The following is a 12,376-nucleotide window of genomic DNA, read 5'->3' on the forward strand; positions in this document are numbered from 1 at the left end:
GGCGGATCCTGTTTAAACCCATTGCCTAATCAATTCAAAGCATGTGAAAATCAATATTTCCGATGATAATTATCATGGCTACAAGATTCTTCAGGCTTTCGTTTTACTACATTTTTTAAAAAAATGAAAAAATTTATAAACCGAATAATGGCTTTGCATCCAATACCTCAAAAAGTAAAAGAAGTTGTTATTATACTGTTGGCCTGGTTAGCAGCAGTTGCGCTCGTTTACATTACCTATCAAAAGTTTAAAATATTATTTCATAAATAAAAACTAAAAAATGCTGACCATTCTTCTAATTCTTGCAGGGCTTTTATGCTTTGTGCTATTTTTTAAAGCCATTGATTTTTTTGACAAAATCTGATCACCGCATCAGGTATAAAAATTCTAAACCATGTTATTACTTTTTATTTTATCCATCCTGGTTTTTTGTTACATCTGTTATGTACTTGTAAAGCCAGAAAAATTTTAACCCTGAATGGTAAGTGATCAATGAGAATATTCATTATCAACGAACATTTACAATTCACCATTCACAATTCACTTTTATGAACACAGAAATTTTTGGCGTTGTTGCCACGTTTATCATCACCGTACTGCTGGCCATTCCATTAGGCCGGTATATTGGTAAAGTTTATAGCGGGGATAAAACCTGGCTCGATCCCATTATCAATCCTATAGACAAATTGTTTTACAAAGCCGGCGGTATCAACCCCACAAAAGAAATGACCTGGCAACAAAACCTTGTGGCATTATTAGTTATCAATCTCGTGTGGTTTTTACTCTCCATGCTGGTATTAATGAACATGAGCTGGCTGCCGCTCAACCCCGATAGTAATCCATCCATGAGTGCCGACCTGGCCTTTAACACTACCATCAGTTTTGTATCCAATACCAACCTGCAACACTATTCCGGTGAAAGCGGTGTATCGTACCTGGGGCAATTGCTGTTGATGTTTTTTCAGTTCGTAAGTGCAGGTGCAGGGATGGCAGCATGTGCTGTAGTATTTAAAGCAATGAAAGAAAAGAACAGCGATAAGCTGGGAAACTTTTATGTGTACTTTATAAAATCCTGCACCAGGGTTTTATTGCCCATCTCAGCTGTGATAGCAATCGTTTTGTTGTTCAATGGCACACCCATGACATTTCAGGGTAAAGACCAATTTATTTCCCTGCAGGGTGATACAGTGAATGTCTCAAGAGGACCTGCGGCAGCTATGGTAGCCATCAAGCAAATCGGTACCAACGGAGGTGGATACTTTGGTGTTAACAGCGCCCACCCGCTGGAAAATCCCAATTACGTTACGAACATGATGGAGAACATCTGCATCATCCTGATACCCATCGCCATGATATTTGCGCTGGGTTATATCATCAAAAGAAAACGTTTTGCCTGGATGATTTTTGGAGTGATGACAATCGGCTTTTTATTACTGGTGATCCCTTCCATCTACCAGGAAATGAAAGGCAGCAATGCCATTCATAAAATGGGCCTGGTTCAAAAACTGGGAAGCATGGAAGGCAAGGAAGTACGTTTTGGCCCGGCTGCATCCGCCTACTGGGGTATCACTACCACCGTAACTTCCAACGGTTCGGTCAACGCCATGCATGACAGCTTTACACCGCTTACCGGCATGTTTGCCATGCTGGGCATGATGATCAATTCATTCTATGGCGGTGTAGGTGTGGGCTTTTTAAACTTCTATATTTTCATCATCATCGCCGTTTTCATCAGCGGCTTAATGGTAGGCCGCACACCGGAATTTTTAGGCAAAAAGATCGAAGCAAAGGAAATGAAGATTGCAGCCATCATTGCATTGCTGCACCCCTTCCTGATATTGGTTGGTACTGCCATCGCATCGCACTTGTATGCGCAAAACCCAACGGCTTATGCAGCCTGGTTAAACAACCCCGGCAGCCACGGCTTTGGCGAAATGTTATACGAGTTTACCTCTTCATCAGCCAACAACGGGAGCGGCTTCGAAGGACTGGGCGATAACACGCCATTCTGGAACATCGCCTGCGGACTGGTAATGGTGATGGGAAGATTTTTACCAATCATTGGCCCGGTGGCCATCGCAGGTATTCTGGCCAAAAAGAAATATGTGCCCGAAAGTGCCGGTACTTTAAAAACAGACACGTCCACTTTCGCCATTATGATTTTCGCAGTCATTTTTATCATCGCAGCATTATCCTTTTTTCCCGCCCTTGCGCTTGGTCCGCTGGCAGAATACTTTGGTATGCGTTAAAAAATTATAAGCCCAGCCGTTGAATATAAATGAAGCTTCACTGGCGTCGCACTCTTGTACAACAAAACAATATTGAACAAGGCAATGCATGCTCTGCGGCTCAGGTAAAAGCAATTGGCTTTAAAATTTGTATAATTAGTGCATTAAAACTTGTGTCAAAAAATAGTGCATCAAAAAATAAAATCATGGCAAAGAACCAATCTAATAAACTGTTTGAACCAGCGCTCATCAACACCGCTTTAAAACAGTCTTTTATAAAATTAAATCCCCGTATCATGTTCCGCAACCCGGTAATGTTTACGGTGGAAATATGTACAGCCGTAATGCTGGCCGTTTGCATCTGGATCGCTACCGGCGAAAAAACACAGGGCAGCCTGTTGTATAATCTCATTGTGTTTGGGGTACTTTTTTTAACCCTGCTGTTTGCCAATTTTGCCGAAGCCATTGCAGAAGCAAGGGGGAAGGCGCAGGCAGATTCTCTCAGAAAAACAAGGGAGGAAACACCGGCGAAATGGATACAAACTGTGGGAGAAATGTATGTGAACGAAGTAAAAATTGTTCCTTCTTCCCAGTTAAAAAAAGGAGATGTATTTCTTTGTGAAGCAGGCGACATGATACCCATGGACGGCGAAATAATCTGGGGAATTGCAACCATCGATGAAAGCGCCATCACTGGTGAGAGTGCACCGGTGATAAGGGAAAGCGGCGGTGATAAAAGTTCTGTTACAGGCGGCACAAAAGTATTGTCCGACAAAATAAAAGTAAGGGTAACCACAGAACCGGGCGAATCTTTCCTGGATAAAATGATTGCGCTGGTAGAAGGTGCCAGCCGCCAGAAAACACCCAATGAAATTGCGTTGACTATTTTATTAGCTGGCTTTACACTGGTGTTCATCATTGTGTGTATCACGCTAAAACCATTTGGCGACTATGCCAATACACCGATCACCATTGCGGCGTTTATCTCCTTGTTTGTGTGTTTGATACCAACTACTATTGGTGGCCTGTTAAGCGCCATTGGCATTGCCGGCATGGACAGGGCCCTCCGGGCGAACGTAATTACAAAAAGTGGTAAAGCGGTAGAAACTGCCGGGGACCTGGATACACTATTACTTGATAAAACAGGTACCATCACCATTGGTAACAGAAAGGCTACCAACTTTTATCCTGCCAATGGTATTGATGCAGCCGCTTTTACAGAAGCTTGTACGTTATCCTCTCTGGCAGATGAAACGCCTGAGGGAAAATCAATCATTGAACTGGCTAACATCAATGTAAATACCTTTAAAACCGACGGCGCTAAATTTATTATGTTTACAGCGGAAACCAGAAGCAGCGGCATCGATTTACATGGCGGCATAAAAATTCGTAAAGGTGCTTATGATGCTATAAAAAATATAGTGACGAAGGCAGGCAATGGCTTTCCGGAAGAAACTGCAGAAAGAGTGCGGTTGATTTCAAGCAACGGCGGTACACCACTGGTTGTAAGTGAGAACAATAGGGTATTGGGTGTTATTGAATTACAGGACATCATAAAACCCGGTATCCAGGAAAGGTTTGCACGTCTGCGTAAAATGGGTGTAAAAACAGTGATGGTAACAGGTGATAATCCTTTAACAGCAAAGTTCATTGCAGAAAAAGCCGGCGTAGATGATTTCATCGCCGAAGCAAAACCTGAAGACAAAATGAACTACATCAAACAGGAACAGCAAGGCGGAAAGTTAGTCGCCATGATGGGCGATGGCACAAATGATGCACCTGCACTTGCACAGGCTGATGTAGGCGTGGCAATGAATAGTGGTACTGCCGCAGCTAAGGAAGCAGGTAATATGGTAGACCTGGATAATGACCCCACCAAACTGATAGAAATTGTAGAGATCGGAAAACAATTATTGATGACCAGGGGAACTTTAACCACCTTCTCAATCGCCAATGACGTAGCAAAGTATTTTGCAATTGTACCGGCATTATTTATCACTTCGATACCGGCATTACAAGGTTTAAACATCATGCACCTGCATAGTCCTGAAAGTGCTATCTTATCAGCAGTAATATTTAATGCCCTCATCATCCCGATGCTGATTCCCCTGGCCTTAAAAGGGGCGGCATACAAGCCCATTGGTGCCAGCGCCTTGCTGAGAAGAAACTTATTGATCTTTGGACTGGGTGGAGTAATAGAACCCTTTATCGGAATTAAATTATTGGATTTACTGGTATCGGTTTGGTTTTAATAAACAAATAAATTTAAAAAAATGAAACAGCATATTCTTCCCGCATTAAAGTTAACCTTCATTTCCATCATAGTGCTTGCAGGTATCTACACAATTGCAATCTGGGTAGTTGCCCAGGTGGGTCCTAACCATGGCATCGGTGAAACCGTGAGTGTTAATAACAAAGTGGTTGGTTACAAATTAGAAGGTCAGAATTTTACCGCAGATAATTATTTTAACAGCAGGCCATCTGCCGCCGGCTACAATGCAGCTGGCAGTAGTGGAAGCAATAAAGGACCCAGCAATCCTGAGTACTTAAAACAGGTGCAAGACAGGGTAGATACTTTTTTAGTACACAATCCTTCTATAAAAAAAGAAGCCATCCCTGCAGAATTAGTAACCGCTTCTGGTAGCGGATTAGATCCTGATCTTTCTGCAGAGGCTGCAATGGTGCAGGTTGCACGAATATCAAAAGCAAGAAACATTTCCGAAGACAAATTAAATACACTGGTAGTGCAGCAAACACAAAAGCCGTTACTGGGTTTATTTGGCACAGAAAAAATAAATATTTTACAGTTGAACATCGCCCTGGATAAATTAAAATAATTATGCCCGAAATAACATCCAATGCCGAACACTTTTTGAACCTCATCCGCAAAAGCAGGAGGGGCAAGTTTAAAATATACATTGGTATGAGTGCCGGTGTAGGTAAAACTTTCCGGATGTTACAGGAGGCACAAACCCTGTTGCGCAATGGCGTGGACGTTATGATCGGTTATATTGAAACACATAATCGTAAAGAGACACACGAACTGCTGGAGGGGCTGCCCGTACTACCGAGGCGTAAATTATTTTACAAGGGAAAAGAGCTGGAGGAGTTTGATGTGCAGGCGGTAATCAACCTGCATCCTGAAGTGGTGATTGTAGATGAACTGGCCCACAGCAATATTGAAGGCAGTAAAAATGAAAAACGCTGGCAGGATGTAATAGAAATTTTAGATGCCGGTATCAATGTGATCAGTGCTGTAAATATACAGCATATAGAAAGCCTTAACAGCGCCGTAAAAGAAATTACAGGTGTAGATGTAGCAGAGCGTATACCAGACAGTGTTTTACAGCAGGCAGATGAAGTAGTGAACATCGACCTTACGGCAGACGAACTGATCACCAGGCTAAAGGAAGGCAAAATTTATTCACCTGATAAGATTGAAGTCTCGTTGAAAAACTTCTTTCAAAGCGAGCGCATACTCCAGTTAAGAGAACTGGCGCTAAAAGAAGTAGCCGGACAGGTAGAGCGCAAGATTGAAACCGAGTTGCCCCGTAATACGCATTTAAAAACGGAACGTTTTATGGCCTGCATCAGCAGCAATCATGAAATTGCAAAAAAAGTGATTCGCAAAACGGCCAGGCTGGCTTCTTACTATAACAGCAAATGGTATGTGCTATATGTTCAAACACCAAACGAAAGCGGAGATAAAATTGGACTTGCGTTACAAAGACACCTGATCAATAATTTTAAACTGTCTGCAGAACTGGGAGCAGAGATCATTAAAATAAAAAATAAAAATATCGCCAAAGGAATCCTGGAAGCCAGCGTAGATCAGCACATCACTACAATTTGCATTGGCAAACCCCATCTTACCCTTTGGAATATCATTGTCAGTACACCCGTATTTAACCAGCTGCTGAATAAATTGTCAGAATCAGATATCGACATTGTAATTTTAGCATAGCATGAAACTTAAAACAAAATTATCCCTCGGCCTTTCCTTCCTGTTTGCGGTGATAGTGGCCTTTGGCATTCTTGGTTTTTTTTATATTAACCGCCTTAGTAATGATTCAGACAGGGTATTAAAAAATAACCACGAATCGCTTGTGTACGCGAATAATATGCTGAAGGCGCTGGAAGAAATCCCTTCTAAAAAAGCAGCCTTTCAGTTATTTGAATATAACCTGGAGAGGCAGGAAAAAAATATTACAGAACCGGGCGAAAAAGAGAGTACGGAAGCACTTAGGAAAGATTTTACAGAATTGAAAGCCAATCCTGCAGATTCATCCAATTACACGCAATTGCGCAAGTCCATACAAATAATCAATGATTTGAACCAGGATGCTATTTTAAGAAAAAACGAAATTGCGCAAAAAACGGCGGAGGATGCACGCTTCTGGCTCACACTAATCTTCACCATATTGATCATCGTTAGCATCACTTTCATTTATAATTTTCCGGCTGTGATTTCTGAACCAGTAACAAGGCTCGCAGAAGGCATCAGGGAAATTGCCAACAAAAATTACAAGCAACGGATTTACCTGGAACAAAAAGATGAGTTCGGTGATCTTGCCAATTCTTTCAACAGCATGGCCGAAAAACTGGATGAATACGAAAGCAGTAACCTCGCAAAAATAAAGTTTGAAAAAAGCAGGATAGAAACCATTATCAACCAGATGAAAGATGGCATTATCGGTTTGGATGACAAGAAACATATTTTGTTTGTTAACGCGGTTTCTGAAAAAATACTGGGTCTTAAAGAAAGTGATATCATTGGTAAATATGCAGCAGATATAGCCATTCAAAACGACCTGATGAGAACCTTGCTGCAGGATGAAACCCGGAAGGAATTAAAAATTTATGCGGATGAAAAAGAGAGTTTTTTTAATAAAGATTTTATCAACGTAAAAGCAAATGATGCAGTAATTGGCCAGGTGATTGTGCTGCGCAATATCACGCCCTACCATGAACTGAATGAAGCCAAAACAAACTTCATCGCCACCGTTTCGCACGAATTAAAAACTCCTATAGCCTCTATCAGAATGAGTCTGCAGTTGCTGGATAATAAGCAAACCGGCAATGTAAATACCGAACAGCAATTGCTGCTGGACAGTATAAAAGATGACACCAACCGCCTGTTAAAAATTACCGGGGAGCTACTGAACATGACACAGGTAGATAGCGGTAAAATACAGTTAAGCGTTGTATCCAGTGATGCCAAAGAAATTCTGGAGTATGCAGTTAACGCCAACAAATCCGCGGCCGAACAAAAAAATATTCAGCTGGATGTTGACATAGCACCCAACCTGCCGCAGGTAGCGGCTGACAATGAAAAAACTGCCTGGGTACTTACCAATTTATTATCGAATGCTATCCGCTACTCCTATGATAATTCAACCGTCTTTGCAAGCATACATGCAACTGACAGTAAAATAATTTTCACTGTAAAAGACACCGGACAAGGCATTGCACCGGAATACAAGTCCAAAATTTTCGATCGTTATTTCCGTGTTCCCGGCACACACAAAGAAGGTACGGGTCTCGGACTTTCTATCTGCAAAGAATTTATTGAAGCCCAGGGTGGACAGATAAACGTAGAAAGCGATTATGGCACCGGCAGCAGTTTTATGGTAGTTTTAAATGCTTTCCCTCATACCCTGAAGGGGAGTTCTGCGACGACCTCATAACGTAGCGGATTGAAGTAGTGTTACACAAAGCTAAAACAGTACAAGAGGGTGACACAAGAATGATCCACAAAGCTGTGTATTTGCCCCCGGGAAAAAAATATTGCCAAAAAATATTGCTGTAAAGTCCAAAAAAATGGTTCTTCGACAAATTTTATCATATAATCTTTTTCGATATTTCTGTTAATAATATAACGATTGTCTATTTTTACAGTATGACAATTACGCAACTGGAATACATTATTTCGCTGGATACTTACCGGCATTTTTCTACTGCGGCCGAAAGGTGTTTTGTAACCCAGCCAACACTCAGTATGCAGGTGCAAAAACTGGAAGACGAACTCGGCACCAAATTGTTTGACCGCAGCAAACAACCAGTCATACCAACAGAAACCGGCGAAGAAGTCATCCGCCAGGCAAGGATGATTGTACATGAAGTAAAGATGATGCACCAGCTGATAAAAGATAAACAGGGTGTGTTACAGGGCGAACTTAGAATCGGGATCATACCAACATTGGCACCTTACCTGCTGCCCATGTTTCTGCAACCTTTTCTTACAAAATACCCGGATATTAAAATAAGGGTAAAAGAAATGACTACCGACATTTTGGTAGAGAAACTAAAAGCCGGAAAGATAGATGCGGGTTTGCTGGTAACGCCTTTACAGGAAAGCGCCATCAAGGAATATCCCTTATTTTACGAAGAGCTGGTGGCCTACGTTTCCAAATCAAACGCGGCTTTTAAAAAGACGTATGTACTCGCTGATGATATTGATTTAAAGGAATTATGGCTGCTGGAAGAAGGCCATTGTTTCCGCTCGCAGATCGTTAATTTATGTGAGCTAAAAAAACAAAGTACCGAACAAAGCCATTTTGAATACGAAGCCGGCAGCGTGGAAACCTTACGCAAAATGGTGGAAAAAAATAATGGTGTGACCATCTTACCTGAAATGGCTACACTGGATTTTACGCTGAAGCAACTCAACATGGTGCGGCATTTTAAAGCGCCGGTGCCGGTGAGGGAAGTGAGCCTTGTTACGCACCGCGACTATGTAAAGAAAAAACTGGTGGATGTGTTGAAAGCGGCCATTATAGAATCTATCCCCGCTAAAATAATGCTGAACAAAAATAAAAACCTGGTCAAAATTTAGGGTGCGCTAAAAAAATAATCTAAAAAATGTACGGCAGGCTGCTGGTATGTTTGAAGCCGACCTATATTTACAATCTAAAAATAAAAAATATGGCAATCGAAATTGGGCAGCAAGCCCCCGAATTTACTTTATACGACAGTGAAAAAAACAAAGTGAGCCTGGCAGATTACAAAGGCAAAAATGTATTGCTGTTATTTTTTCCGCAGTCGTTTACCGGCGTTTGCACCGCGGAATTGTGCAGCACAAGAGATAATATAGCCACTTATAATGCCGCCAATGCGCAGGTATTTGGCATTTCTGTTGATTCTGTTTTTACGCTGGGTAAATTTAAAGCAGAGCAAAATTTAAATTTTCCCTTGTTAAGCGATTTTAATAAAGAGGTATCCACAGCCTACGAAAGCATTTATACCGACTGGATCCTGGAAATGAAAGGTGTGAGCAAACGCTCCGCTTTTGTGATAGACAAAGAAGGTATTGTACGTTATGCCGAAGTGCTGGAAAGCGCGGGAGATCAGCCCAATTTTACCGCAATACAGGAAATACTGGCCGGGTTAAATTAATATTTTTATACCAATAAGAGCCGATAAGTTTTAACATCTTATTGGCTCTTTCACAATAATTTGCATTATAATTTGTTTAAGAAAACAGGTGGCATTTTTAAAGAATTTACCTACTTTTACATAAACTGAAACGTTTAACAATTATATCAATCGTATTATTTGGATTAATTTTTACTTCTTTTGCTCAAAATAAAATCGCCGCTTCCAATGGTGGTGATCCTGCTGCAAAACTGATTAAATATTATCCAAATCCAGCTACTACCGCTATTAGCTTCGAGTTCGTGCGTGGTTACGACAAATCTTTTACGCTTCAGTTATACAATTTCATGGGCAAAAAAGTGCTGGATGTAAACACACTTTCACAGCTCACCAATCTTTCCCTCAACGGCTTTTACCGCGGCGTTTATATTTTTCGCCTCAGCGATAAAAATGGCAACGTGATTGATTCCGGCAAATTCCAGGTGGTACGTTAAGTTTTATTTCCTTCTATTTTTATTGGCCCAGCTACATATTTTCAAATAAGCTTCATTGGCGTCGCACTCTTGTACTTTAAAGCTTTATTGAACTTTTACCGAAGCGTATCATGCGATCACTGATTTTTGATTTGCATGAAACCAGGTAGTTTATAAAACCTGTGCAATCAAAAACTTTAAATAGTGCGTATTTTCCTGTCCGCGGATAATCGGGTGGTCGGCTGATTGCGCATTAAAAACCACCTGCCTTATTTTTCGTTTGGCATCTTTGGCGGCCATTTGTATAATGTCTAAAAACAACTCCGGCTTCACCAGGTTGGTACAACTGGAGGTCACCAAAAACCCGCCGGGTTTCACCAGTTTCATTCCACGTAAATTAATTTCCTTATAGCCTGCCACGGCTTTGTCAATGGTACTCCTGCTCTTTGTAAACGAAGGCGGGTCCAGCATTACAACGTCCCATTGCTTGCCATCTTTCGTCCATTCCTTTAACACATCAAATGCATTTACGCATTCAAAGCGGCAAATACTTTCCAGTCCGTTCAGGGCCGCATTTTTGTTGCACATATCAATGGCGCTTGGGGAAATATCTAATCCCAAAACACTTTTGGCGCCATAGTGGGCAGCCGTAACTTCAAATGAGCCGGTGTAGCAAAACGCACCCAATACATCCGCACCTTTTACGATATGCTGAATGGCGCGGCGGTTATCCTGCTGGTCTAAAAAATACCCCGTTTTTTGCCCGTTTGCAATATCCACATTCATTTTTATCCCGTTCTCCTCAATAATAATATTGGTATCAAATTCAGCTGATAAAAATCCTTTGTGCTGTTCCATACCTTCCAGCTCCCTTACCGGTACATCGTTGCGTTCATAAATGCCTTTGGGCGAAAATAATTGTTCCAGGGCTTTTACAATGGCAGGCTTCCAGATGTCGATGCCCAGCGCCAAAGTTTGTATCACAAAATAATCGTTGAATTTATCGATGATCAGTTGGGGCAGGTCATCCGCTTCGCCAAAAATGAGACGGCAGTTTTTAGTATAACCCAGCGTTTGCCGGTAGGCCCAGGCCTGCTTGATTTTATTATAAAAAAAAGCCTCATCAATTGCGACATCTTTATCCCGGGTAAGCAGCCGCACCATTATCTGCGATTGTGGATTTACATAGCCTTTACCAATAAATTTTTTGTCGTGCGTAAAAACATTTACTATTTCGCCGGCTTTGGCAGCTGCATCTAAAGCTTTACCGCGGTTTATTTCGTTCGCAAAAATCCAGGGATGGCCGGTTTCCACACGATTTCCTACATTTTTATTCAGGAAGAGACTTTTCATGCCGCAAAGGTAACTTTTAACCGCTCAGCCAGTTCAAATTTGCAGTTAAACTCACTTCATTTGCCAATTTGGCTGTTAATGAAGGTTGGCAAAATGTTTGACTATCGTACATTTGCACCTCATTTACAATTTTGATTGTATAACAAAAAAAGAAGGCTTAACACTATAATTATGGAACAAAAAATAAAAGAAACAGAGGAGGAAACAACCATGGCGGAGCAAACGCAGGGCTTTGAGGACATCAATTCTGATTCGGATATTCCGGGAAATACCCACTTAAGCAATGAAGCGGGGGAAAACGCGTTTGAAAAACTGCAGTCTGAACTGGAAGAACAAAAAGATAAATACATCCGTTTATTCGCCGAGTTTGATAACTATAAACGCCGCAGCGCCAAAGAAAGAATTGAACTGATTCAAACTGCGGGCAGGGAAGTAATTACCTCTTTACTGGATGTATTGGATGACAGCGAACGTGCTGAAAAACAGCTGCAGACAAGTACTGACCTGGAACAAATAAGAAAAGGTATCGAACTGGTGTTTGGCAAGCTGAGAAGCACATTACAGGCAAAAGGATTGAAAGCCATGGACAGTATCAACACAGAGTTTGATGTGGAAAAACATGAAGCGATTACCGAAATACCGGCTCCTTCTGAAAACCTGAAAGATAAAGTAGTGGACGAGGTTCAAAAAGGGTATTACCTGAATGATAAGATTATCAGGTTTGCCAAAGTAGTGGTTGGTAAATAGATCGGTATCTACTGCCTGCAAATTGCAAAGCAGGAATTAACCTAAGCTGACCATAGCCAATCTTGTTACGCTTCGGTAAAAGTTCGTTACAGATATTAAAGTACAAGTGAGTGACACAACAATGCTGACCAATGAAAAAATGCTGGTAAAATAATAATAACAATTGTCTTTACCCTTTTTAAAGGTTAGGCATAAAACAAA

At 41.3% G+C, this 12,376-nt stretch carries 10 protein-coding genes; 9 read left to right on the top strand and 1 reads right to left on the bottom strand.

What is annotated here, in order from left to right; translation table 11 throughout:
• Nucleotides 1-548 precede the first annotated feature (548 nt).
• The 8 genes from kdpA to JWR61_RS18265 all read left to right on the top strand — a co-directional run bounded on the left by kdpA (nucleotide 549) and on the right by JWR61_RS18265 (nucleotide 10,096).
• Nucleotides 549-2,249, top strand: coding sequence for a potassium-transporting ATPase subunit KdpA (kdpA, locus tag JWR61_RS18230; protein WP_301929175.1), 1,701 nt, complete (start codon nucleotides 549-551; stop codon nucleotides 2,247-2,249).
• 185 nt (nucleotides 2,250-2,434) lie between these two features.
• The gene (gene kdpB, locus JWR61_RS18235; protein ID WP_301929176.1) at nucleotides 2,435-4,480 is read left to right on the top strand and encodes a potassium-transporting ATPase subunit KdpB; all 2,046 of its coding nucleotides are present in this window, start codon (nucleotides 2,435-2,437) and stop codon (nucleotides 4,478-4,480) included.
• 21 nt (nucleotides 4,481-4,501) lie between these two features.
• On the top strand, nucleotides 4,502-5,065 hold the full coding sequence (locus tag JWR61_RS18240) for a K(+)-transporting ATPase subunit C (RefSeq protein WP_301929177.1): 564 nt from the start codon (nucleotides 4,502-4,504) through the stop codon (nucleotides 5,063-5,065).
• Nucleotides 5,066-5,067: 2 nt separating this feature from the next.
• Nucleotides 5,068-6,192, top strand: coding sequence for a sensor protein KdpD (locus JWR61_RS18245; protein ID WP_301929178.1), 1,125 nt, complete (start codon nucleotides 5,068-5,070; stop codon nucleotides 6,190-6,192).
• 1 nt (nucleotide 6,193) lies between these two features.
• Nucleotides 6,194-7,915, top strand: coding sequence for an ATP-binding protein (locus JWR61_RS18250; RefSeq protein ID WP_301929179.1), 1,722 nt, complete (start codon nucleotides 6,194-6,196; stop codon nucleotides 7,913-7,915).
• Nucleotides 7,916-8,127: 212 nt separating this feature from the next.
• Nucleotides 8,128-9,063 carry a hydrogen peroxide-inducible genes activator gene (locus JWR61_RS18255; RefSeq protein WP_290335750.1) on the top strand — a complete coding sequence of 312 codons (936 nt, stop codon included), beginning with the start codon at nucleotides 8,128-8,130 and terminating at the stop codon, nucleotides 9,061-9,063.
• An 89-nt stretch (nucleotides 9,064-9,152) separates the two neighbouring features.
• Nucleotides 9,153-9,623 carry a redoxin domain-containing protein gene (locus JWR61_RS18260; RefSeq protein WP_301929180.1) on the top strand — a complete coding sequence of 157 codons (471 nt, stop codon included), beginning with the start codon at nucleotides 9,153-9,155 and terminating at the stop codon, nucleotides 9,621-9,623.
• A gap of 233 nt (nucleotides 9,624-9,856) precedes the next feature.
• Entirely contained in the window at nucleotides 9,857-10,096 is a 240-nt protein-coding gene (locus JWR61_RS18265) for a T9SS type A sorting domain-containing protein (protein WP_290336009.1), read from the top strand.
• A 150-nt stretch (nucleotides 10,097-10,246) separates the two neighbouring features.
• Here JWR61_RS18265 and JWR61_RS18270 read toward each other — a convergent pair whose 3' ends face one another.
• Entirely contained in the window at nucleotides 10,247-11,428 is a 1,182-nt protein-coding gene (locus tag JWR61_RS18270) for a class I SAM-dependent rRNA methyltransferase (protein WP_301929181.1), read from the bottom strand.
• Between the two features lie 171 nt (nucleotides 11,429-11,599).
• On the opposite strand from JWR61_RS18270, the gene JWR61_RS18275 reads away from it, so the two are divergent.
• Complete coding sequence (locus JWR61_RS18275; RefSeq protein ID WP_290335747.1) at nucleotides 11,600-12,175, top strand: nucleotide exchange factor GrpE; 576 nt, start codon at nucleotides 11,600-11,602, stop codon at nucleotides 12,173-12,175.
• Nucleotides 12,176-12,376 lie beyond the last annotated feature (201 nt).

This window comes from Ferruginibacter sp., from assembly GCF_028288465.1.
GTDB lineage: Bacteria > Bacteroidota > Bacteroidia > Chitinophagales > Chitinophagaceae > Ferruginibacter.

Bases quoted from the DNA above. Each gene is read 5' to 3' on its own strand.
- kdpA (WP_301929175.1), top strand. From the start codon at position 549: ATGAACACAGAAATTTTTGGCGTTGTTGCCACGTTTATCATCACCGTA.
- kdpB (WP_301929176.1), top strand. From the start codon at position 2,435: ATGGCAAAGAACCAATCTAATAAACTGTTTGAACCAGCGCTCATCAAC.
- JWR61_RS18240 (WP_301929177.1), top strand. From the start codon at position 4,502: ATGAAACAGCATATTCTTCCCGCATTAAAGTTAACCTTCATTTCCATC.
- JWR61_RS18245 (WP_301929178.1), top strand. From the start codon at position 5,068: ATGCCCGAAATAACATCCAATGCCGAACACTTTTTGAACCTCATCCGC.
- JWR61_RS18250 (WP_301929179.1), top strand. From the start codon at position 6,194: ATGAAACTTAAAACAAAATTATCCCTCGGCCTTTCCTTCCTGTTTGCG.
- JWR61_RS18255 (WP_290335750.1), top strand. From the start codon at position 8,128: ATGACAATTACGCAACTGGAATACATTATTTCGCTGGATACTTACCGG.
- JWR61_RS18260 (WP_301929180.1), top strand. From the start codon at position 9,153: ATGGCAATCGAAATTGGGCAGCAAGCCCCCGAATTTACTTTATACGAC.
- JWR61_RS18270 (WP_301929181.1), bottom strand. From the start codon at position 11,428: ATGAAAAGTCTCTTCCTGAATAAAAATGTAGGAAATCGTGTGGAAACC.
- JWR61_RS18275 (WP_290335747.1), top strand. From the start codon at position 11,600: ATGGAACAAAAAATAAAAGAAACAGAGGAGGAAACAACCATGGCGGAG.